We start from the raw sequence: 23,301 nt of genomic DNA on the forward strand, positions 1-23,301 counted from the left end.
TCCACGCCAAAGCCCACGCCGGTGCCACCAGCCCCGCCGATGCCGCCACCACCACCCAAACCCCCCGCCCCGCCGCTGCCGCCGGTCCCGAGCAGCAACGCATCGTTGGCGCCGCCCGCCCCGCCCGCCCCGCCCGCCCCGCCGTCACCGGCGAACGGCGCGGCGTGCCCGCCGGCCCCGCCGACCCCGCCGTTTCCGGACAGCCCGGCCCCGCCGGCGCCGCCGATCCCGCCGTTGCCGTTGAACACGCCGGCGTTGCCGCCGGACCCGCCCGCACCGCCGGCGGTGCCGCCGTCCCCACCGGCGCCGCCACGTCCGCCATCCCCGCCAAGGCCGCCGCCGGTACCGCCGGCCCCGCCGTCCCCGCCGGCCCCGATGTTAGCGGCGCCGCCGGACCCGCCGCCGCCGGCGTTTCCGAAGACCGCGCCGCCGTCGCCGCCGGTGCCGCCTTGCCCGCCGACCCGGCCTTGCCCGCCGTCCCCGCCGACCCCGCCCTCCCCGATCAGGCCGCCAGCCCCGCCGGACCCGCCGGACCCGCCGATGGCGGCACCGGAGCCGCTGGCCCCACCGCCTTGCCCGCCGCTGCCACCGGCCCCACCGTTACCCTGCACGAAACCGCCGGGCCCGCCGGTCCCACCGGCCCCACCGACCCCACCGCCACCGCTAGCCCCGCCGCTCCCGCCGTCCCCGCCGTCTCCGCCTGCCCCACCGGTCCCGATCGTCCCACCGACCCCACCGGCAGCACCGGATCCACCGGTCCCACCGGTCCCACCGACGCTGGTGGCGTTCCCACCGTGCCCGCCGGCTCCACCGTTCCCGCCGCCGTCACCGGCCCCACCGGCACCCCCGGTGCCGCCAGGCCCGCCGTTCCCGCCGTCCCCGCCGTCCCCGCCGGCCCCACCGGCCCCACCGGACCCGTTCGAGGCTCGCCCGGTGCCACCGGCCCCACCGGCACCCCCGCTGCCGCCAAACCCGCTGTCCCCGCCGCCTCCGCCGGTCCCGCCGGCCCCGCCGGCCCCAGAAGTACCACCGTACTCACCGGCCCCACCGGACCCGCCGGACCCGCCGGCCCCCCCGTTTCCGCCGCTGCTGGTGGCGTCCCCACCGTGCCCGCCGGCTCCACCGGCCCCACCGGCCCCGATTAACCCGGTATTCCCGCCAGGCCCGCCGTTGCCGCCGCTCCCGCCGTTCGCGCCGGCCCCACCGGCGCCGCCGTTCGCGCCGGCCCCACCGGCCCCGATTAACCCGGTATTCCCGCCAGGCCCGCCGTTGGCGCCGGCCCCGCCGGCCACGGCGGCAACCCCGCCGGTCCCGCCCAAACCACCGTTGCCGTACAAAAACCCGCCGTGGCCACCGGCGCCGCCAGCCGCCCCGGCCCCACTGGACCCGCCGGACCCGCCATTGCCGATCAGCCCGGCATTCCCGCCGGCCCCACCGGCCACCCCGGCGTTCGCGCTGTTGTCAAAGCCGTTGCCGCCGTTGCCGAACAGCAATCCCCCTTCTCCCCCATCGGGCTGCGTTGCGGTGCCGTTGGCGCCGTTGCCGATCAGCGGGCGCCCCAGCAGCGCCTCGGCGGGCGCGTTCACCGCGTTGAGCACCGCCTGCAACGGTGAGGCGTTGGCCGCCTCATCGGCCGCATACGTCTGCCCGGCGCCGGTTAAGGCCTGCACGAACCGCTCATGAAACCCCGCCGCCTGGGCGCTGAGCGCCTGATATGCCTCGGCGTGGCGGGAAAACAACACCGCCACCGCCGTCGACACCTCATCGGCACCGGCGGCCAGCACTCCCGTCGTGGGGGCTGCCGCCGCCGTATTGGCCGCGGACACCGCCGAACCGATGCCCGACACATCACTGGCCGTCGCCGCCAGCACATCCGGAGTCACGAAAACAAACGACACTGGGCCACCTCCCGCAAATCGGGGCGCTGGCCCCTCGCCATTAACCCGCTCGGGCCGAGGCTATCGTGCAGACCGTCGCGACAACCCGATCTTCTGGGTTTTTGACGTCTGCTCACACAAAGCTCACACAACCTTTTTCGACCGCCGGCGCGGGCAACACTTCATGCCTAGCGGGACGCTGACACAGCGCCGCATGTCGGACTGGCTTACCAGCGATCGAGTGAGTCTCGACAACACAGCCAAACGTCTCCCTCACCGGTTAGGCTTTGATCGTGGGCGCTAAGAAGTGCGGTGCCTCATCAGCGGGAACGGACGGCTCGGCGGGCCGCCCAGACTGTGTTGCGGCCGTTCGCGCCCAGACCCGCGACCGCAATCAGCACTACGCCGACAGCAACGCCCGCCGGGCCCGGGTGCTCACTATCACCGCCTGGCTGGCCGTGATGGTGAGCGCGAGCTTCGTGCTCGTGCAAGTTGTGACCGATGCATGGTCGTGGGAGATCACCTCGATCAACGTCGTCGCCGCGATGATCTTCGCGGTTGTCCCGCTGCTTCGCCGCTTCGGAGATCTGGTTGCGCCACTTACCTTTGTCGGCGCAGCCTACGTCTCGGTCTTCGCGACGTGCTGGGATGTGGGCACCGGTTCGGGCTCTCAGTTTTTCTACTTGGTCGGCGCGTGCCTGGTGGTGCTGTTGCTGGGAATCGAGCACATCGTGTTGGCGGCGGGACTAGCGGCCGTGGCCGCCGGATTGGTCATCGCACTGGAGTTCCTGGTCCCGCCCAACACCGGGCTTCAGCCCGCCTGGGCCCAGTCGATGGGCTTCGTCGTCACGGCCATCTCCGCCTGCGCGATGGTGGTTGTGACGGTGTGGTTCGCCCTGCGCGACACCGCGCGCGCCGAGGCGGTCATGGAAGCCCAGTACGACCGCTCCGAGGCCCTGTTGGCCAACATGTTGCCGGCCAGCATCGCCGAGCGGCTGAAAGAGCCCGACCGCGGCGACCGCGGCCTAATTGCCGACAAATACGACGAGGCCTCGGTTCTGTTCGCCGACATCGTCGGCTTCACCGAGCGCGCCAGCAGCACCGCGCCGGCCGATCTGGTGCGGTTCCTCGACAAGCTCTACGGCGCCTTCGACGCGCTCGTGGACAAGCACGGATTGGAGAAGATCAAAGTCAGCGGCGACTCCTACATGGTGGTCAGCGGGGTTCCGCGGCCGCGGCCCGACCACGCCCAGGCGCTGGCGGACTTTGCCATCGAGATGGCGGATGTCGCTGCCGGACTGAGGGATCCGCACGGCCTCTCCGTGCCACTGCGGGTGGGCATGGCCAGCGGCCCCGTGGTCGCGGGTGTCGTGGGTTCTCGGCGGTTCTTTTACGACGTGTGGGGTGACGCGGTCAACGTCGCGTCCCGGATGGAATCCACCGACTCGGTGGGGTGCATTCAAGTCCCCGAGGATGTGTACCAGCGCCTGAAGGACGACTTCGTGCTGCAGGAGCGCGGCCGCATCGAGGTCAAGGGCAAAGGCATCATGCGCACGTGGTATCTCATCGGCCGGAAGGCCGAAGTCACCAGCGAACTGCTCGCCGAGGACCCACGCACGGCCCACGTCTGAGCCGCTAGCCGCATCTGCCAGACTGCGGCCATGGAGACCAGTCCAGAGACCACCCCTGTTCCAACCTTGTTGCCGCATTTGTGGAAATCGACTCTGGCATCGGGAATTCTGTCGCTGATCCTGGGCATCGTGGTGCTGGCCTGGCCGGGAATATCGGTTCTGATTGCCGCCGTCGCGTTCGGCATCTACCTGGTTATTACGGGCGCCGCGCAGGCCATATTCGCGTTCAGCCTGCACGTCTCGGCGGGTAGTCGGATCCTGTTGTTTGTCAGCGGCGCAGCATCGCTGATCCTGGCCGTGCTGGCGTTTCGGCATTTCGGCCAGGGATACGCGGTCTTGTTGCTGGCCATCTGGGTGGGGATCGGGTTCATCTTCCGCGGTGTGGCCACCACCGTTTCGGCCATCAGCGATCCGACCCTGCCCGGCCGCGTGTGGTCGATTTTCGTCGGCGTGATCAGCTTGATCGCCGGCATCGTGGTGCTGGCATCGCCGTTCGAGTCGATCCTCACCCTGGCGCTCGTCGTCGGCATCTGGTTCGTGGTCATCGGCGCGTTCGAAACCGTTGCCTCATTCGGCATCTACGGCGCAACGAAGACACTCCGCACGGCGAGTTCGAAGGCTTCGGAGGGGTAGCGGCCGCCGAATCGACTTACTACACTATGTCGTAACTCATTAATACGGCCCGCAGTCGGGAGATGACAGATGAATGTCGTCGACATTTCGCGGTGGCAGTTCGGGATCACCACCGTCTACCACTTCATCTTCGTGCCGCTCACCATCGGCCTGGCTCCCCTGCTCGCCATCATGCAGACGGTGTGGGTGGTTACGGGTAGGACCGCGTGGTATCGCCTGACCAAGTTCTTCGGCAAGTTGTTCCTGATCAACTTCGCGATCGGCGTTGCGACCGGGATCGTGCAGGAGTTTCAGTTCGGTATGAATTGGAGCGAGTACTCGCGGTTCGTCGGTGACATCTTTGGCGCGCCGCTGGCCATGGAAGGCCTGTTCGCCTTCTTCTTCGAATCCACCTTCATCGGGTTGTGGATCTTCGGCTGGGGCCGGCTGCCGAAGTTGGTACACCTGGCATGCATCTGGATTGTCGCGTTCGCTGTCAACGCGTCCGCGTTCTTTATCATCGTGGCGAATTCGTTCATGCAGCACCCGGTAGGCGCACACTACAATCCGGCGACACGACGTGCCGAGTTGGAAAGCATCGGCGCGCTACTGTCCAATAACACTGCGCGGGCGGCTTTTTCCCACACTGTCGCCGGTTCGCTGCTGACCGCTGGAACGTTCGTCGCCGCCGTCAGCGCGTGGTGGCTGGTGCGGTCTCACAAAGGCGGCGACTCAGATGGCCCCACCATGTACCGCCCGACGGCCATCCTCGGGTGTTGGATTGCGCTGATTGCCGCCGTCGGCCTGTTCTTCACCGGCGACACCCAAGGCAAGTTGATGTTCGTTCAACAACCGATGAAGATGGCATCGGCAGAATCGTTGTGCGACACCGCAACCGATCCGGACTTCTCCATCCTGACGGTGGGGACGCACAACAATTGCGAAAGCATCTCACGTGTGATCGAGGTGCCCTACGTCCTGCCGTTTCTCGCCGACAGCCGATTCAGCGGCGTGACGCTGCAAGGCGTGCGCGACCTGCAGCGGGACTACCAATACAGGTTCGGGCCAAACGACTACCGGCCCAACCTGTTTGTCACCTACTGGTCGTTCCGGGCGATGATCGGGTTGCTGGCGATTCCGGTGCTGTTCGCGCTGACCACGCTGTGGTTCACCCGCGGCGGCCGAACCCCCACCCAGCGGTGGTTCTCCTGGTTCGCACTGCTGACCATTCCCACACCGTTCCTGGCCAACATTTCGGGGTGGGTGTTCACCGAGATGGGCCGTCAGCCGTGGATTGTCGCGCCGAACCCGACGGGCGATCAGCTGGTCCGGCTCACCGTCCGCGAAGGGGTCTCAAGCCATGCGTCCGCCATGGTGGTCACCTCGCTGGTGACGTTCACGCTGGTTTACGCGGTGCTCGCGGTCATTTGGTTCTGGCTGCAAAAGCGCTACATCGTCGAAGGGCCGCTGGAACATGACGCCGAACCCGCTGCGCCGCCGACACCCGGCGACGACGAGGTGGCGCCGCTGTCTTTTGCGTACTGAAGCGTATTGATCGCGAAAGGAGCTGACCGGTGGGACTCCAACAGTTATGGTTCGGCATCATCGGGGTGCTGTTCCTCGGTTTCTTCATCCTGGAGGGCTTCGACTTCGGCGTCGGCATGTTGATGGAACCGCTCGCCCGCGTTGGCATCGGCGAACCGGAACCAATCCGTCGCACCGCGCTCAACACCATCGGACCGGTGTGGGACGGCAACGAGGTTTGGCTCATCGTCGGTGGCGCGGCGATGTTCGCCGCATTTCCCGGCTGGTACGCCACGGTGTTCTCGACGCTGTATTTACCGCTGCTGGCCATCCTGTTCGGCATGATCGTGCGCGCGGTGGCGATCGAATGGCGCGGCAAAGTCGACGACACGAAGTGGCGAGGCTGGGCCGATTTCGGTATCGCAGCGGGGTCTTGGCTGCCCGCCATATTGTGGGGTGTCGCGTTCGCGATCCTCGTGCGCGGGCTGCCGGTGGACGCCGACGGCCACGTCCACCTGTCGATCGGCGATGTGCTCAACGCCTATACGCTTTTGGGCGGCGTGGCGACCGCCGGGCTGTTTTTGTTCTACGGCGCTGTGTTCGTCGCTTTGAAGACCTCCGGCGCGATCCGCGACGACGCGCACCGCTTCGCGATGTGGCTATCGCTTCCGGTAACCGGACTGGTCGCCGGCTTTGGGCTTTGGACGCAACTCGCGTACGGCAAGGACTGGACCTGGCTGGTGCTCGCCGCCGCGGTCGTGGCTCAGCTAGCGGCGATCTTATTGGTGTGGCGGCGCATGTCCGACGGCTGGGCGTTCGCCTGCACGGCACTGGTGGTTGCGGCCGTGGTGATTCTGTTGTTCGGCGCGTTGTATCCAAACCTGGTGCCCTCGACCCTGGACGAGCAGTGGAGCTTGACCATCTACAACGCCTCGTCGACCCCATACACCCTCAAGGTCATGACGTGGGTGACGGCGTTCATGGCGCCGCTGACGGTGGTATACCAGGCCTGGACGTATTGGGTTTTCCGGCAACGCATCTCGGCTGAACGGCTACCGTCGCCCATCGGTCTGGCAAGGCATCCGTCCTGAGCACAAGGGGCTCTCGGGCGCCGCTAGACCCGCGGCTTTGGCGGGCATCGACCGCGTTGCGCCGCTTCCTGGTCGCCACCGTGGGCTGCGGGGTGGTGATCTCCGGCTGCGCGATCGGCTCGGCAGCTGTGCTGGCAAGCATCGTCGCGCACGTCATCACCGACCCCTCCGCACGCAGCCTGGACGCTTGCCGGGGTCCCCTGTCAATCCTGTTGGGGCTATGGGTTATCCGCGCCGTGACGCACTGGCTTCAGGCACGCCTGGGCCAACGAGGAGCCAGCGCGGTTATCGCCGACCTCAACGGTGAAGTGCTCGCGGCGGTCACGGCGCGCCAGCCCAGTGAGCTCGCGGCACAGCGCGACGACGCCGCGATCGTGGTCACCCGCGGCCTCGACGGCTTGCGCCCCTATTTCACCGGGTACCTGCCCACATTGCTTCTCGCCGCAATCCTGACCCCGGCGACCGTCGCCGTGATCGCGCTCTACGACCTGAAATCGACGGTGATCGTGGCGATCACACTGCCTTTGATACCGGTGTTCATGGTGCTGATCGGGCTGGCGACGGCGGATCGATCAGCGGCCGCGCTGGCCGCCATGTCGACCCTGCAGGCGCGGCTGCTGGATCTGATCGCCGGCATCCCGACCCTGCGGGCGCTGGGCCGCGCCTCAGGTCCGGAACGACGCATCGCCGAACTCGGCGCCGCCCACCGGCGCTCGGCGATCGCGACACTGCGGATCGCGTTCCTGTCGGCGCTGGTGCTCGAATTGATGGCCACCCTGGGTGTGGCGCTGGTGGCGGTCAGCATCGGCCTGCGCCTGGTGTTCGGCGAGATGAGCCTGGCTGCGGGGCTGACGGTGCTGCTGCTCGCGCCGGACGTGTACTGGCCGCTGCGTCGCATCGGCGTGGAATTCCATGCCGCTCAAGATGGCAGAACCGCCGCCGACAAAGCGTTCGCGCTCATCGGCGAGCCAACGCACACACCCGTGGGACAACGAACGGTCGTCGCCCGCGCGGCGGTGATCCGGCTAGAGAACCTCAGCGTGACCGGCCGAGACGGCCACGCACCCCGCGATCTCAGCGCGGTGATCGAACCCGGCCGGGTGACGGTGCTGACCGGACGCAACGGGGCGGGCAAGAGCACCTCGCTGCAGGCGGTTATCGGACTCACGCAGCCATCATCGGGCCGGGTCACGGTGGCCGGAGTCGACGTCGCCGACTTGGACCCCGCGGCGTGGTGGCGGCAGTTGTCCTGGCTGCCGCAACACCCCGTGCTGGTCCCCGGTACCGTGCACGACAACCTGGTCCTGCTCGGCGATCTGGATGACCCCGATGACCTTGAAAGCGCCTGCACTGCAGCAGGATTCGATACTGTGCTGGCCGAGCTGCCAGACGGGATGAACACCGTGCTCGGGCGTGGTGGCATCGGGCTGTCGCTGGGCCAGCGGCAACGGCTCGGCCTGGCCCGAGCGCTCGGATCGCCCGCCCCGGTGCTGCTGCTCGACGAGCCCACCGCGCACCTGGACGCGCACACCGAGGACCGGGTGTTGCGGGCCGTCGTTGAGCGGGCACGGGCCGGCGCGACGGTGGTGGTCGTCGCACATCGCGAACGGGTCGTCGCGATCGGTGACCGGGTCGTCGAAGTGGTCTCGGATGCAGAAATGCGCTATGCGCCCGTCTGATCCCGCCGCGGCGATCGCGAGCGCGGCGGAGCCGGGCGCCGCGGGTCGCCGCCAGATTGCACTGCTGGCCGCGTCGAGCCTGTTGCGCCCGCGACTGCCCCGCCTCCTGGTTGCCGTCGCGCTGGGCGTGCTGTCGCTGGGCAGCGCGCTGGCGCTCGCCGGAGTTTCGGCCTGGTTGATCACCCGGGCCTGGCAGATGCCGCCCGTGCTTGACCTTTCCGTCGCGGTGGTGGCGGTTCGAACGTTCGCGATCTCTCGGGGCCTGTTGCACTATTGCGAGCGACTGGCAACCCACGACACCGCCCTGCGCGCAGCCAGCACAGCGCGGGAGCAGATCTATCACCGCCTCGCACACGGGCCGGCAGCGGCGGCGGTCCGGCTACACAGCGGTGAGCTGGTGGCCCGCGTCGGCGCCGACGTCGACGAACTGGCCAACGTGCTGGTGCGGGCCCTGGTCCCGGTGGGCGTCGCGGCGGTGCTGGGGCTGGCCGCGACCGCGGTTGTCGCGGCGATCTCACCGGCGGCAGCGGCGGTGCTGGCGATCTGTCTTCTCGTCGCCGGCGTCGTCGCGCCGTGGCTTTCCGGGGCCGCCGCCGCAACGCAGGAAGCGATTGCCCGACAGCATCATTCCGAGCGAGACACGGCGGCGATGATCGCGCTCGAGCACGCCCCCGAGCTTCGTGTCGCGGGCGCACTCCCCGACGTCATCGCCGAATCCCAACGCCGCCAACGCGCCTGGGGCACCGCGCTCGATGCCGCCGCCAGACCGGCTGCCATCGCCGAGGCGATGCCCACCGCGGCCATCGGAGCCAGCGTGCTCGGCGCCGTGGTGGCCGGGATCGGGATGGCACCCACGACCGCTCCGACCACACTCGCGGTGCTGATGCTGTTGCCGCTCTCCGCGTTCGAAGCGATGACTCCCCTGCCGGCCGCCGCCGTCCAGCTGACGCGGTCGCGGATCGCCGCGCGCCGTCTGCTCGACCTCGCCCCGCCAACGTGCACTGAACCGACGGCTTCAGCACCCCTGGCGCCACTACCCGGCGGCACCGGCCGGTTGTCCGCCGACGTGTGTTCGGGTCACCCTGACGGGGCGCAGTCGGCCCGCGTGACGCTTGACCTACCAGCGGGCGCCCGGCTGGCCGTCACCGGCGCCAGCGGCTCCGGTAAGACGACACTGCTGATGACGCTCGCCGGACTGCTGCCGCCGCTACGCGGACAGGTGACGCTGGATGGAACCGGCCTGGATCAGTTCGACGAGGCCGAATTGCACAGGACCGTCAGCTTTTTCGCCGAGGACACGCACATCTTCGCCACGACCGTGCGGGACAACCTGCTGGTCGCCCGCGGCGACTGCCGGGACGACGAACTGACGGCGGCCCTGGATGCGGTCGGCCTCAGCGGATGGCTCTCCAGTCTGCCCGAGGGCCTGTCGACGGTGTTGACCGGTGGCGCGCAAGCGGTCTCAGCGGGCCAGCGCAGGAGGTTGCTGCTGGCGCGGGCGATAATCTCGCCCGCCCGAATTGTGCTGCTCGACGAACCCACCGAGCACCTCGACGCGACCGACGCCGACCTGGTCCTGCGTGATCTGTTGGGCCCGAATCGCGGGCTCATGACCACAGAGCGGACGGTAGTGGTCGCTACTCACCACTTGCCTAACGACATTCGCTGCGCGGAGCTACGCGTAAGTGTCGGCGGCGCGGCATGAACTCCGGGGACATCACCACGAGCATCATCGGAATCATCTGAGCCGCTGTTGAGACCAACGCATAGCGCTGGGCGTCCAACGCGTGAAACTTACGCACATACCGGTACAGCGACTCAACCGCGATCAACGGATCGAGCAAATGGGCCAGCCGGTAAAAGAAGCCGTGCAAAAGACCCGATTGGGAGCCGTCGAACAACTCCGGGAACGTCGCGAACGACAGCGATACCCGTTGCGCACCAGCAATTTTGGCAGCCGCTATCATGTCGATGCTGAGCCGTTCGTCGATCCCGTTCGGCGCTCCGCGACGACGCCACGGCACATCCAAAGTGATATCGCGACCGCCACCGGCCGTCGCGTACCGGTGAAAGCCCTGTGCCTGGCCCGAGGCGTCCCTGGCGATGATCAGCAGTATCCCGGGAAATCGGCCTTCCAGCACGCCGTCCAGGTTCATGTTGAATCCGCGATCGGTGTGGGCGCCGCTCAGTGATGCCCGCAGCACGTCAGCCAGCTCAGCTCGCTGCTTATCGTCGAGTTCCTGCTCTGCCACGATCTCGGTCGTGATCCCGCGGTTGTGGGTGCGCTTTACCGCCTGGCGCAGGTTGCGAAACTCGCGCCCCCACCATGTCGAAGCTGGACACGTCGACGACGACGTCGCGGCCCATCGGTAGTGCGGACGGCGATTGCCCCAGCACCGCAGAGCGGGCCCACAAGCTGCGCCGGTGCTCACTGCAGCGCCACCGCCGCGATGCGCCAGCCGCGGGTATGACACAGAGCCGCGAAACCGGATACCAACTCAGGGAACTGCCCCTCGTCGCCGACCGGGTCGCCACTGACCACCGCATACCCCATCCGCGTCCGGTAGGCCAGCGCCGCTGCCTCGTCAGCCGTGAAGTGGTAGCTCTTGCCCGGCTGCATGGCGACGGCGCCAACGGATCCGCGCTGGTCGCGTTGATCAACTCCCACACCCGCGGCAGCTCCTCGGGCTGGGGATGCGACGATGTCGGCCACATCAACACCAACCCCGAGCCCGCGATCAGTGCGTCACCGAGCAAATCGAACGCGAGCACGTGCGCGGCCAGGCCCGCCAACACAAAGAGGGCAGCGACGGTGGCGTGCATGGCCGTCACCGGACGACCCAGGAAAATGCCCCGAGCAATGAGCGCCACCGCGGCCAGAACCGTCAGCGACCAGCCCAACCGACCCGCGCAGTGCCATTCCGGGTGATGGTGGTGACGCGCGAGTATTACGATCAGCCAGCACGCCGCGCTGAACAGCGCAAAGGCGCCGACCCAGCGGGCCGCGACCGAATCGACTTGCACGACAACGTGTTCGCGCGCGCGGAGCCGCAGTCCGACACCCACCGGCGGCCCCTCCACGCGCACCTCCCGATGCCCCGAAATCCAGACGATTTCGACGTTACGCCCGATCTGTCGTCAGGACGGCGGAAAATATAACAGCACGCCTTCCTGCACCACCGTGGCGACGACCTGCCCGGAGCGATCGAAGAAATGCCCGGTGCCCAACCCGCGGGAATCGGCGGCCACCGGAGACGACGTCGAATACAACACATAGTCGTTGAAGTCGACCTGCCGGTGAAACCACACCGTGTGGTTGGCGGACGCGGCGAAGATACGGTCGAAGCCCCAGGACAGCCCGTGGGTGGTGATGACCGAGTCCAGCACGGTGGTGTCCGACGAATAGACCATGGCTGCCGTGTGCAACACGGGATCGTCGGGCAGCACACCGTCGGCCTTGACCCAGACCCGGTTGTGGGGAAGGCGGTCACCCTTGTCCCGCATCACCCAGGCCGGGTCGTTGGTGTAGCGCCATTCGATCGGGTGCAGGGCGTTGACGAAGTGCGGCACGGTCTCCTCGTAGCCGCGCAACAATTCGCCCATCGGCGGCATGGTGTCGGGCTCGGCCACCTCCGGCGGAGCGACGCCGTGCTCGAGGCCGGCGCCGCCGGACATGTACGAGATGATCGCCGAAGACAACAGCGTGCCGTCCTGCACGGCGTCGACGCGCCGATTGGCGAAGCGCCGTTCGTCACGCAGGCGCACGACGTGGAATTCGATGTCTTTGGCGGTGTCCCCGCCGTTGATGAAGTGCACCGACAACGCGCTGGGCGGCAGGTCGTCGCGGGTCAGCGTGCGGCTGCTCGCGACCAACGATTGCGCCATGAGCTGGCCGCCGAACGTCCGCATCGGGTTCTTGCTGGGATGGGATCCCATGAACAAATCATCGGCGAGGCGGTTGAGGTCCAGTACCGCCAGCAGTTCGTCGAAGTCGGACACCTAGAGGTCGTCCTCCCCGATCCGGTGTACGTGGATCAGGTTGGTTGACCCCACGGTGCCAGGTGGCGCGCCGGCGACAATAACCACTAGATCACCCCGCCTGTAGCGACCCAACTCGACCAGCGACTTGTCGGCCTGGCGGATCATCTCGTCGGTGGACTCCATTATCGGGACGATGAAGGTCTCGGTGCCCCAGGTCATAGCCAGTTGGCTGCGCACTTCGGGCCACGCGGTGAAGGCTAGCAGCGGCAGGGGGGTGTGCAGACGCGCCAGTCGCTTGACCGTGTCGCCCGACTGGGTGAACGCGACCAATGCCTTGGCGTCGAGCCGCTCGCCGATGTCGCGCGCGGCATACGAGATCACTCCCCGCTTGGTGCGCGGCACATGCGTCAACGGCGGTGCGGCCGTGGAATTGTCCTCAACCGCACAGATGATGCGCGACATCGTCCGGACGGCGGCCAGCGGGTACTTGCCCACCGACGTTTCCCCGGACAACATCAGCGCATCGGCGCCGTCGAGCACAGCGTTGGCCACATCGGAGGCCTCGGCTCGGGTCGGCCGTGAGTTCTCGATCATCGAGTCGAGCATCTGGGTTGCCACGATGACCGGTTTGGCGTTCTCCCGGGCCATCTGGATGGCCCGCTTCTGCACCAGCGGAACCTCTTCCAGCGGCAGCTCAACCCCCAGGTCGCCGCGGGCCACCATGACAGCGTCAAAGGCCAGCACGATCGCTTCCAGATTGTCGATGGCCTCGGGCTTCTCGAGTTTGGCGATCACCGGTACGCGCCGCCCGACCCGATCCATCACCTCGTGCACCAGCTCGACGTCGGAGGGCGAGCGCACGAAGGAAAGCGCCACCATGTCAACGCCGAGGTTCAGCGCGAAGGTGAGATCCTCGACGTCCTTCTCCGACAAGGCCGGCGCCGACACGTTCATCCCGGGCAGCGAGATGCCCTTGTTGTTGCTGACCGGGCCGCCCTCGACGACCTTGCAGATCACGTCGTCGCCCTCGATACCCTCGACGAACAATCCAAGCTTGCCGTCGTCGACCAGAACCCGGTCGCCGACCATGGCGTCCGTGGTCAACTTCTTGTAGGTGGTCGAGATCCGGTCGTGGGTGCCTTCGCAGTCGGCGACGGTGATCCGGACTGTTTCGCCGTCGGCCCAGTAGGTGGATCCCGTGGCGAAGCGCCCCAGCCGGATCTTGGGGCCCTGCAGGTCGCCGAGGATTCCGACCGCGCGGCCGGTCGTGTCGGAGGCGGCGCGCACCCGCTCGTAGGCGGCTTTGTGGTCGGCGTAGTCGCCATGACTGAAGTTCATTCTGGCGACGTCCATTCCGGCCTCGACCAAAGCCAGAACCACCTCGTCACTCCTGGTGGCCGGACCGAGAGTGCAGACGATCTTTCCGCGTCTCGCCACGACGACTCAGCATAGTCGTCGCGCGCGACCGCCAGGTTGCCTCGATGTCACGCGGTGCTCAACCGTGGGGGAAATCGGCGGCACCGGCTCGGCGCCACGGCGCGTCAGCTACCCGCTGAGAATGGTAGGAACCAGCGGAAAGCCGGGCAGGTTACGCAGCACTGTCCAGGCGAACGCCGCAACCACAATCGTTACCCACGCCGGGATCGGCAGCACTGACCGGCCAAGGCGCCGTCGCAGCACCATCCAGCCGATCAACACCGGGATGCCGACGAACAGGAAGACGTTGTCGTTGATGCTGGCCGCCAGATCACCATGCAGCAGGTCATTCGTCATTCGGAGCCCACCGCAGAAGGGACAGTTCCAGCCGGTGAGCATCTTGAACGGACACTGCGGATAGACCGACTTCGTGTTGTGCGGGTCGACAAGCCCGATGTAGCCCAGCGCACCGGCGAACAGCGCGCCCGACGCCGCGGCGCCGTACAAACGACGACGGTGGCGGCCGTGCGCGTGGCTGGCGGCGCACTGCCCTGGGGGCGGGCCACACTCGGCGGCGTCCTGTGCGGCGCCATTCCAGGGCTGGTCAGTCACGTTTTCAGCATGCCAGATTCGCCGGAGTCCGGTCTGCGGCTACCGGCCCCTCCGGTTCCTCAGCCCGAAGCCCCACCGCCTCCGGGTCGGCTCGGCTTCTTCTTCGGGCAGATTTTCCGCAGCGGCTTTCTCCGTAACCGATTCTTCGGGTTTGGCGTCGGTTTCTGGCTCTGAGGCCGGCTCGGCTTCTTCGGCGGCTTCTTCGGCGGCTTCCTTGGCCGGTTCCGGCTGCTCGTCGCCGTCCTGCGCTTCGACGTCGGATGCGCTGGATGCACCGGGGGCCGCCAGCGCCGCGTCGTCAGCGGACTCCTCAGGCTGGTCTTCGTCGGCCGCTAAGTCACCCTCTGCGTGGGCCGACTCTTCGGCTTCAGGCTCGGCGGCCGCCGGCTGGTCAGCTTCAGCTTCAGCTTCCGCGTCTGTGGCCTCGGCGTCTTCGGCCTGGATCTCAGCCTCCGCTTCGGGTTCAGGCGCTTCGGCCGCGGGCTCTTCGGCTTCAGCTTCGACGGCTTCAGGCTCGGCGGCTTCAGGCTCCGCGGCTTCAGGCTCCGTGGCTTCAGGCTCGAGGGCTTCAGGCTCGAGGGCTTCAGGTTCCGCGACTTCAGGCGCTTCGGCTTCAGGCTCTTCGACCTCGGCCTCCGCGGCTTCATGCTCCACGACTTCGGGCTCTTCAGGCTCAGGCTCTTCGGCTTGAGCCTCCGCGACCTCAGGCTCCGCGACTTCAGGATCGCCGGGCTCTGGCTCGGCTTCAGCCTCCGCCACTTCAGCCTTCACGGTTTCAGGCTCATCGGACTCAGCTTCCGCGACGCGGCCAGATTCGAGCGATTCTGTCGAACCCTCCGCTCCGGCAACGCTCACCGCAGCGGAGGCTGCGGCGACGGATGCCAGCTCGGTCGCCGGTTCGGGTTCTAAAGGAACGTAATAAGTGCCGCGCAGCGTTTCGGGGTCCTCGCGGCCCTTCGGGGCCAGGATGATGTAGACCACGGCCCCGATGAAGACGAAAGTCGATGTGAACGAATTGATCCGGATTCCGGCGATGTGTGTGGCGGCGTCGTCACGCAACAGCTCGACGCAGAAGCGACCGACGCAATACGCGGCGACATAGACGGCGAACAGTCGACCGTGACCTAGCTTGTACCGCCGGTCTACGTAGATCAATGCGACGAATACCAGAACGTTCCAGATCAATTCGTAAAGGAACGTCGGCTGCACGACGAGCGCCACCTGCCCGGTCGAGACGCCGTCGAGCGAATGTGGATCCACGAATCCCGATGGATCCCGGCGGTAGAAGATCTGCAGACCCCACGGCAATGTGGTTTCCCGGCCGTACAGCTCCTGGTTGAAATAGTTACCCAGCCGGCCGATGGCCTGCGCCAAGACGAGTCCCGGGGCCAGCGCATCGCCGAACGCGGGCAACGGAATTCCGCGGCGTCGACAGCCGATCCACGCACCAACACCACCGAGGGCCACCGCGCCCCAAATGCCCAGGCCCCCATCCCAGATGCGTAGCGCCGCGCCGAAACCGGCACCCCCCGGACCCCAATACGTCTGCCAATCGGTGGCCAGGTGATAGAGCCTGCCCCCAAGCAATCCGAAAGGTACGGCCCACATGGCGATGTCGTAGATGACGCCGCGCTCGCCGCCGCGGGCCTCCCACCGCCGGTCGCCGATCAGCAGCGCGGCCACGATACCGATGATGATGAACACCGCGTAGGCGCGAATAGGCAGCGGCCCGAGGTGCCAGACCCCACGTGGCGGACTAGGAAAATAAGCGAGCCAGGTGGTCGTCACGCGGACACCCCTTGGCGTACACCGCCGGCGAGTTCCTCGGTCAGTGCGCGCAAGGCGGCCAAACCGTCGCTCAACGCCGACACCAACGCAGAACCGACGATGACCCCGTCGGCGTAGCCGGCGATCTGTGCGGCTTGCTCCCGCGATCGCACACCCAAGCCGACGCCGACGGGTATGTCAGACACCGCCTTTACCCTGCCGACCAGTTCGGGCGCGGCGTGCGACACCGCGTCACGCGCCCCGGTCACACCCATCGTCGAGGCGGCGTAGACGAATCCGCGCGACGCCTCGACGGTGGCTGCCAACCGCTGAGGCGTCGAGGAAGGCGCCACCAAAAAGATCCGATCCAGCCGATGCTCGTCGGATGCCGCCATCCACTGTTGCGCCTCGTCGGGGATGAGGTCGGGAGTGATCAGGCCGTGTCCGCCGGCAGAGCCCAGATCCCGCGCGAACGCATCAACCCCGTAGCGCAACACCGGATTCCAATACGTCATCACCACCGCACATCCCCCGACCCTACTGATCGCCTCCACCGCGGCCAGCGTATCCCGGACTCGCACACCCCCACGAAGCGCGGCCTCGGTTGCCCGGGCAATGGTCGGGCCGTCCATGCCAGGATCGGAATATGGCACCCCGACTTCGATGAGATCGCAACCGGATTCGACGAGCGCGATCATCGCGTCCACCGACGTCGGCACGTCGGGGTAACCGGTCGGCAGATAACCGATCAGTGCCGCACGGTCGGCTGCGCGGCACGTATCGAAAAGCGGCCCTAACCTGCTTGCTTGGCTGTGTTCCACCGTCATTGCTTGCCCTGGTCCAGTAGGCCGAACCACTTCGCGGCCGTCTCGACGTCCTTGTCGCCGCGGCCCGAAAGATTGACCACAATGACCGAACCCCTCCCCATTTCAGCTCCCAACTCGAGGGCACCGGCCACCGCGTGCGCCGATTCGATAGCCGGAATGATCCCTTCCGCGCGGCACAGCAGGCGAAACGCGTCCATCGCCTCGGAATCGGTGATGGGCCGGTATTCGGCACGTCCGGTCTCCCTGAGCCACGCATGCTCTGGACCCACCCCCGGATAGTCCAGACCCGCTGAGATCGAATGGGATTCGATGGTCTGACCGTCCTCGTCTTGCAACAAGTACGAGAACGATCCCTGAAACGCGCCAGGGGAACCGCCGGTGAATGTCGCGGCATGCCTGCCGGTCTCGACACCGTCGCCGGCCGCTTCGAATCCCACCAGCCGCACGCCCGGGTCATCGAGGAACGCGTGGAAAATCCCGATGGCGTTGGATCCTCCCCCGACGCATGCGGTTACCGCATCAGGCAGCCGGCCGGCCTGCTCCTGGATCTGCACGCGCGTCTCCAGGCCGATGATTCGCTGGAAATCACGCACCATGACCGGGAAGGGATGAGGTCCGGCCGCCGTACCGAAGCAGTAGTAGGTGTTGTCGGCGTTGGTAACCCAGTCCCGGAACGCCTCGTTGATGGCATCTTTGAGCGTTTGCGAGCCGCTGTCGACGGAGACGACCTCGGCACCGAGCAGCCGCATCCTCGCCACGTTGAGCGCCTGACGTGCGGTGTCGACGGCACCCATGTAGACGACGCAGTCCAGGCCGAGCAGCGCGCATGCGGTGGCGGTGGCCACCCCGTGCTGGCCGGCACCGGTCTCCGCGATCACCCGCTTCTTGCCCATTCTGCGCGCCAGTAACGCCTGACCGAGCACGTTGTTGATCTTGTGAGAACCGGTGTGGTTCAGGTCTTCTCGCTTGAGGAAGATGCGCGCCCCGCCGGCGTGCTCACTGAGCCGGCCGGCTTCATACAGCGGTGACGGCCGGCCAGCGTAGTGCGTCTGCAACTTGTCCAGGGTGTCCAGGAAGTCCTGATTGACGCGTTCCTTCTCGTAGGCGGTGGTGACCTCCTCGATCACCGCCATCAATGCCTCGGCGACGTAACGACCACCGTAAACACCGAAATGCCCACCTGAATCGGGGTCATGGCGGGTGGGTTCGGCGATCGCCGCACTAGTGCGCGGAAGACCCGGGCGGGATAGATCTGCCATCACGAAGCCTTGAGGCGATCGCGGCTCATCAACGACTAGCGAGCCGGTTTGGGACAGGACGGATGGGTGCCGGCGGTGACCAGATCCGCAACCGCAGCCCGCGGGTCACCACTTTTGACCAGACCTTCACCGACCAGCACGGCGTCAGCACCGGCGCCGGCGTAGGCCAACAGATCTGCGGTGCCTCGCACACCGGATTCGGCGATCCTGATCACGTTGCTGGGCAACCCGGGCGCGATTCGCGCGAAGCAATCCCGGTCGACCTTGAGCGTCTTGAGATCACGCGCGTTGACCCCGATCACCTTCGCCCCGGCCTTCAGCGCCCGGTCGGCTTCGTCTTCGTCGTGCACCTCGACGAGCGCTGTCATACCTAATGATTCGGTGCGGTCGAGCATCGACACCAATGCCGACTGGTCCAAAGCCGCGACGATGAGCAACAACATGTCGGCGCCATGCGCACGCGCCTCGTGGATCTGATACGGCTGCACCACAAAATCTTTGCGCAACAACGGAATCGAGACGACGGCGCGCACCGCAATAAGGTCATCGAGCGAACCGTGAAAACGCCGCTCTTCGGTCAGCACACTGATAATCCGTGCGCCGCCGTCCTCGTAGGCGCGAGCCAGCTTGGCCGGATCGGTAATAGGCGCCAGTGAGCCCGCTGACGGACTGGCCCGCTTGACCTCCGCGATGACACCGATGCCGGGCTCGCGCAAGGCCGACATCACATCGCGCGGTGGCGGTGCCGCCGCGGCGGCCGCTTTGATCTCGGAAAGGCTGATCCGCGCCTCGCGCGCGGCAACGTCGGCCCGGACTCCATCGAGAATGGAGTCAAGCACGGTTGCCGGAGTCATGCCTGCCGTTTCCCTTCGTACTGTCACCCACGGCCCACAGCCGATTTCGACGACTCATGAAGGGTAGCGACCGTCGGCGCGCGGTCCATCACCGACCCTCGGTGTCAGACTCGCGGGGCCGATCGGTGGGGTCCCGGGTTGGGTCACGGCCCTCGTCGAGCGCATCCCAGATCATGCGTTCCGACATCTGTGGACTGGCGGTGTCAGCGTCGTCGCGCCCCGCGATCGAACGGCGTGCACCGGGCGATAGATATTTCGACGCGTACTTCGTCGTGCTCTCGCGGGCAGGCCCGACGATCGAAGCCGCCCGCATCAACAAAACCGCCGCGATCAGGGTGCACACCGCGGCCAGCACCGCGGCCGCCGCGCCCCAATAGTGCCGCTCGGTTCCCACCAGCGTTACCAGCGGAATGTGCGCCAGATCGGTTCCGCGCACCGCCACGTCCGGGACCGCCCACAGGCTGAAGCCCAGGTAGCCGACGGCAAAGCTCACCAGTGCCAGCAAGGCCGCCAGCGCCCGCAACACCCAGCCGCGCACGGCGAGGGCCGCGACCGCGGCGGCCAGTTGCAGCACCGCCAACGGCAGCAGAGCCGTCGACCACGACCCCCCGGACAGCGTCACCGACTTGGGCGGTCCAAGCCCATCGAACGACCGAATCACCACCCACGGCATCCGCGATGCCGTCCACAGTGCCGCGGCTGCCAACACCAGCAGCAGCTGGGCGATCCCGATTGTCAGCCGGCTCGTCAGGCGGGGGGGCCGGGCGCTCCCGGTTTTAGGAGCCATCGCCGCTCTCGCCCGGGCCCAAATCCGGGGATGCCAGCGTCTCGGCGGCGGCGATCGCACTCAGTACCGCGCGCGCCTTGTTTGTCGCCTCGGTGTATTCGTAGAGCCCGTTGGAGTCGGCCACCACCCCACCGCCCGCCTGGACATAGGCGGTGCCGTCACGCATCAGCGCGGTGCGGATGGCGATCGCGAAGTCGGCGTTGCCGGCGAAGTCGAGGTAGCCGACGACGCCGCCGTAGAGGCCGCGGCGCGTCTTCTCCACCTCTTCGATCAGCTCCATGGCCCGCACCTTCGGCGCGCCCGACAGTGTGCCGGCCGGGAAGCAGGCGGTGACCGCGTCCAGGGCTGTGTGGTCTTCGCTGAGCATCCCCGTCACCGTGGACACCAGGTGCATCACGTGGCTATAGCGTTCGATGTGGCTGTAATCCTCGACGCGAACGGTGCCCGGCGTGCAGACCCGGCCGAGGTCGTTGCGCCCGAGGTCGACCAGCATCAGGTGCTCTGCCTGTTCCTTTTCGTCTGCCAGCAGGTCCTTTTCCAGCAGCTGATCTTCTTCCTCGGTCTGCCCCCGCCACCGGGTTCCCGCGATCGGATGCGTCGTCGCGCGACCGTCCTGCACGGTGACCAGCGCCTCGGGACTGGATCCGACGATCGAAAAGTCCTTTGCCCCTTGGCTATTCGGTACATGGAGCAAATACATGTAGGGGCTTGGGTTGGTCACCCGCAGCATGCGGTACACGTCGATCGGATCGACGTCGGTGTCCACCTCGAAGCGCTGCGAGGGCACCACCTGAAACGCTTCGCCGGCTTCGATCTGTGCGACGAGGTGATCGACGATGGCGCCGTACTCCTCAACCGTGCGCTGCGCCCGCTGCCGCGGCTCGGGTCTGCTGAACGTGGCAACCGTCGACGGCAGCGGCACGCCCAGCGCGGCGGTCATCACGTCCAGCCGGGCGATCGCGTCGTCGTAGGCCTCATCGACGCGTTCGTCGGTGCCGTTCCAGTTCACGGCGTTGGCAATCAGGGTGATGGTGCCCTCGTGGTGGTCGACCGCGGCAACGTCAGTGGCCAGCAGCAACAGCATGTCCGGCAGCTGCAGGTCGTCGACGGCCAGTTCCGGCAGGCGCTCCAGGCGACGCACCAGATCGTAGGCGAAAAAGCCCACCATGCCCCCGGACAGCGGCGGAAGCCCCGGTAGCACCGCGGTGGCCAGCAGCTCGAGAGTGGCCTGCAGCGCCTGCAGCGGGTCGCCTCCGGTGGGCGCGTCCTGCGGCACGGTGCCCAGCCACACCGCTTCGCCGTCACGCACCGTCAGGGCCGACGGCGCCCCGGCGCCGATGAAAGACCACCGCGACCAGGATCGGCCGTTCTCGGCGGACTCCAGCAGAAAAGTGCCCGGGCGATTGGCGGCGAGCTTGCGGTAGGCCGAGAGCGGCGTCTCGCTGTCGGCCAAGACCTTGCGGGTCACCGGAACCACACGGTGTTCCGCCGCTAGCTGGCGGAAGTCCTCCCGTGAGGAGGTGGCGGCGAGGTGCGCAGTCACCGAACCATCCTCGCAGACGCGGTGGCCCTGCCCGAGCGTGCGCAGAATGCCGGTCAGCGCGGCGTGTCTGTGCACAGACACGCACGCTCGCGAGGAGGAAATGACCGGGGCGTAGCCTGACGGCCATGAAAACTGGTGACACCGTGGCCGACTTCGAGCTTCCCGATCAGACCGGGCAGCCGCGTAAGCTCAGCGACCTGCTTTCCACCGGCCCCGTGGTGCTGTTCTTTTACCCGGCCGCGATGACGCCCGGCTGCACCAAGGAAGCGTGTCACTTCCGCGACTTGGCCGCGGAGTTCGCCGCGGCCGGGGCCAACCGGGTCGGCATCAGCGTCGACCCCGTCGACAAACAGGCCAAGTTCGCCGATACGCAGAATTTCGACTACCCGCTGCTGTCGGACACCGAAGGCAAGGTCGCCACCCAGTTCGGCGTCAAGCGTGGTCTGCTCGGCAAATTGATACCGGTCAAGCGCACGACCTTTGTCATCGACACTGACCGCAAGCTGCTCGACGTGATCTCCAGCGAGATCAGCATGGACACCCACGCCGATAAGGCGCTCGAGACGCTACGCGCACGGTCTTAGCGCGGCGCCCCAACTTCTGGAGCGTTACGGGAAGAGCGACAAAAAGACGTAAGCGGCGAGCACCACCAAGTGCACCTCACCCTGCAGTCGGGTGGCACGCCCGGGCACCACGGTCAGCACGCTGATCACCACGGTCAGCGCAAGCAGCGCCAGCTGCAGCGGGCCCAGCCCAAGCACCAGGGGCCCTTTGATCCAGACGGACGCCAGCGCGAGGGCCGGGATGGTGAGCCCAATGCTGGCCAACGCCGAGCCGTAGGCGAGGTTGAGGCTGGTCTGGATACGCCCCTGGCGCGCCGCACGCACCGCGGCGAGTGTCTCCGGCATCAGTACGAGGGCCGCGATCACCACGCCGACAAATGAGTGTGGGAATCCGGCCGCCGACACCAAACGCTCGATGGGCGGCGACTCCTCTTCGGCCAGGCCCACCACCACGAACAGCGAGACAAGCAGCAGGGCAAGGCTGGTCAGCGCCGACCGGGTGCTGGGCGGCTCCGCGTGGCTGTCGTCTTCGAATACGAGCGCTTTTTGGCCCTTTTGGGCGACCGGCAGAAAAAAGTCACGATGCCGGATCGTCTGGGTGAACACGAAGAGCAGGTACAGCCCCAACGAGGCGACCGCGGCAAACGTGAGTTGAACGGGTGAGAACTCCTTGCCCACCTGGCTGCTGGTGAATGTGGGCAGCACCAGGCTCAGCGTCGCCAGCGTGGTGAGCGTGGCCAGCGCAGCCCCGCTGCCCTCGGCGTTGAACAACGTCACGCCGTAACGTCGGGAACCGAGCAGCAATGACAGACCGGCGATCCCGTTCATCGTGATCACCACCGCCGCGAAGACGGTGTCCCGGGCCAGCGTCGCCGCCTCGTTTCCGCCGGAGGCCCTCAGCGCGACGATGAGCGCCACCTCGATGATGGTCACCGCGACGGCAAGCACCAGCGACCCGAACGGCTCGCCGACCCTGGCGGCAACAAGCTCCGCGTGGTTGACCGCCGCCAGCACCGCGCCGCCCATCACAACCGCCACCCCAACGGCGGTTATCGGCCCGATTTCTTCGCCCCAGGTCATCGCGAGGGTGGCGAGGGCAAGCAGCGGCACGACTGTGGCCCAGGAAGCCCAGGACACGCGTTTCACCATCAACCGCCATTCTCATCGGGTTCACCGGCCAGCCGAACCGCCTGCATAGGCCTGAACAGACCCCACCACTGCCGCGCCGTTCTCCGCGATTATCCGGTCACTGCCGGTCGCGGTCTCAGTAGCATGCTC

The 23,301-nt window shown here is 67.2% G+C and carries 17 protein-coding genes and 2 pseudogenes; 7 read left to right on the forward strand and 12 right to left on the reverse strand.

Annotation, left to right across the window (positions count from 1 at the left end; translation table 11 throughout):
- Positions 1-1,898: PE family protein (locus ACLP9N_RS05510; RefSeq protein ID WP_442406437.1), on the reverse strand; the 1,898-nt coding region annotated here is incomplete at its 3' end.
- A gap of 272 nt (positions 1,899-2,170) precedes the next feature.
- On the opposite strand from ACLP9N_RS05510, the gene ACLP9N_RS05515 reads away from it, so the two are divergent.
- The 6 genes and pseudogenes from ACLP9N_RS05515 (at position 2,171) to cydC (ending at position 10,160) form a co-directional block, all read left to right on the forward strand.
- Positions 2,171-3,508, forward strand: coding sequence for an adenylate/guanylate cyclase domain-containing protein (locus ACLP9N_RS05515; protein ID WP_442406438.1), 1,338 nt, complete (start codon positions 2,171-2,173; stop codon positions 3,506-3,508).
- A gap of 12 nt (positions 3,509-3,520) precedes the next feature.
- Complete coding sequence (locus tag ACLP9N_RS05520) at positions 3,521-4,141, forward strand: HdeD family acid-resistance protein (protein WP_442406458.1); 621 nt, start codon at positions 3,521-3,523, stop codon at positions 4,139-4,141.
- A 69-nt stretch (positions 4,142-4,210) separates the two neighbouring features.
- Positions 4,211-5,665, forward strand: a complete 1,455-nt coding sequence (locus ACLP9N_RS05525; RefSeq protein ID WP_442406439.1) for a cytochrome ubiquinol oxidase subunit I — start codon at positions 4,211-4,213, stop codon at positions 5,663-5,665.
- Between the two features lie 29 nt (positions 5,666-5,694).
- Positions 5,695-6,735 carry a cytochrome d ubiquinol oxidase subunit II gene (gene cydB, locus ACLP9N_RS05530; protein ID WP_442406440.1) on the forward strand — a complete coding sequence of 347 codons (1,041 nt, stop codon included), beginning with the start codon at positions 5,695-5,697 and terminating at the stop codon, positions 6,733-6,735.
- Positions 6,736-6,791: 56 nt separating this feature from the next.
- Positions 6,792-8,414 (forward strand): thiol reductant ABC exporter subunit CydD, encoded by a 1,623-nt coding sequence (gene cydD, locus ACLP9N_RS05535; protein WP_442406441.1) that lies wholly within the window; start codon positions 6,792-6,794, stop codon positions 8,412-8,414.
- Positions 8,401-10,160: pseudogene (gene cydC, locus ACLP9N_RS05540) on the forward strand (thiol reductant ABC exporter subunit CydC). Before cydD ends, cydC begins: the two are co-directional and overlap by 14 nt.
- On the opposite strand, the pseudogene ACLP9N_RS05545 reads toward cydC, so the two are convergent.
- From ACLP9N_RS05545 to ACLP9N_RS05590, 10 genes and pseudogenes are all read right to left on the reverse strand, one after another.
- Positions 10,097-11,495, reverse strand: a pseudogene (locus ACLP9N_RS05545) (bifunctional lysylphosphatidylglycerol flippase/synthetase MprF); the annotation flags it as partial. The pseudogenes cydC and ACLP9N_RS05545 sit on opposite strands and share 64 nt — an antisense overlap.
- A gap of 57 nt (positions 11,496-11,552) precedes the next feature.
- Complete coding sequence (locus ACLP9N_RS05550; protein ID WP_442406442.1) at positions 11,553-12,413, reverse strand: acyl-CoA thioesterase II; 861 nt, start codon at positions 12,411-12,413, stop codon at positions 11,553-11,555.
- Positions 12,414-13,832 (reverse strand): pyruvate kinase, encoded by a 1,419-nt coding sequence (gene pyk / locus ACLP9N_RS05555; RefSeq protein WP_442406443.1) that lies wholly within the window; start codon positions 13,830-13,832, stop codon positions 12,414-12,416.
- Positions 13,833-13,940: 108 nt separating this feature from the next.
- Positions 13,941-14,318 (reverse strand): DUF2752 domain-containing protein, encoded by a 378-nt coding sequence (locus ACLP9N_RS05560; protein WP_442406459.1) that lies wholly within the window; start codon positions 14,316-14,318, stop codon positions 13,941-13,943.
- 144 nt (positions 14,319-14,462) lie between these two features.
- Positions 14,463-16,211, reverse strand: a complete 1,749-nt coding sequence (locus tag ACLP9N_RS05565; RefSeq protein ID WP_442406444.1) for a prolipoprotein diacylglyceryl transferase — start codon at positions 16,209-16,211, stop codon at positions 14,463-14,465.
- A complete protein-coding gene (gene trpA, locus ACLP9N_RS05570) occupies positions 16,208-17,017 on the reverse strand; it encodes a tryptophan synthase subunit alpha (RefSeq protein WP_442406445.1) in 810 nt (269 codons plus the stop codon). Before trpA ends, ACLP9N_RS05565 begins: the two co-directional genes overlap by 4 nt.
- Positions 17,014-18,276 (reverse strand): tryptophan synthase subunit beta, encoded by a 1,263-nt coding sequence (trpB, locus tag ACLP9N_RS05575; protein WP_442406446.1) that lies wholly within the window; start codon positions 18,274-18,276, stop codon positions 17,014-17,016. Before trpB ends, trpA begins: the two co-directional genes overlap by 4 nt.
- A gap of 35 nt (positions 18,277-18,311) precedes the next feature.
- Complete coding sequence (gene trpC, locus ACLP9N_RS05580; RefSeq protein WP_442406447.1) at positions 18,312-19,130, reverse strand: indole-3-glycerol phosphate synthase TrpC; 819 nt, start codon at positions 19,128-19,130, stop codon at positions 18,312-18,314.
- A gap of 88 nt (positions 19,131-19,218) precedes the next feature.
- Positions 19,219-19,917, reverse strand: coding sequence for a TIGR02234 family membrane protein (locus ACLP9N_RS05585; protein ID WP_442406448.1), 699 nt, complete (start codon positions 19,915-19,917; stop codon positions 19,219-19,221).
- Positions 19,907-21,460: an anthranilate synthase component I gene (locus tag ACLP9N_RS05590; RefSeq protein ID WP_442406449.1), complete on the reverse strand. Its 1,554-nt coding sequence runs from the start codon at positions 21,458-21,460 to the stop codon at positions 19,907-19,909. The genes ACLP9N_RS05585 and ACLP9N_RS05590 overlap by 11 nt, the downstream gene beginning before the upstream one ends.
- A 125-nt stretch (positions 21,461-21,585) precedes the next feature.
- On the opposite strand from ACLP9N_RS05590, the gene ACLP9N_RS05595 reads away from it, so the two are divergent.
- Positions 21,586-22,044, forward strand: coding sequence for a peroxiredoxin (locus tag ACLP9N_RS05595; RefSeq protein WP_442406450.1), 459 nt, complete (start codon positions 21,586-21,588; stop codon positions 22,042-22,044).
- 24 nt (positions 22,045-22,068) lie between these two features.
- Here the strand turns inward: ACLP9N_RS05595 and ACLP9N_RS05600 are convergent, their stop codons facing one another.
- Positions 22,069-23,172 carry a calcium:proton antiporter gene (locus ACLP9N_RS05600; protein WP_442406451.1) on the reverse strand — a complete coding sequence of 368 codons (1,104 nt, stop codon included), beginning with the start codon at positions 23,170-23,172 and terminating at the stop codon, positions 22,069-22,071.
- Between the last annotated feature and the right edge of the window lie 129 nt (positions 23,173-23,301).

The organism is Mycobacterium sp., assembly GCF_052144515.1.
Lineage (GTDB): Bacteria > Actinomycetota > Actinomycetes > Mycobacteriales > Mycobacteriaceae > Mycobacterium.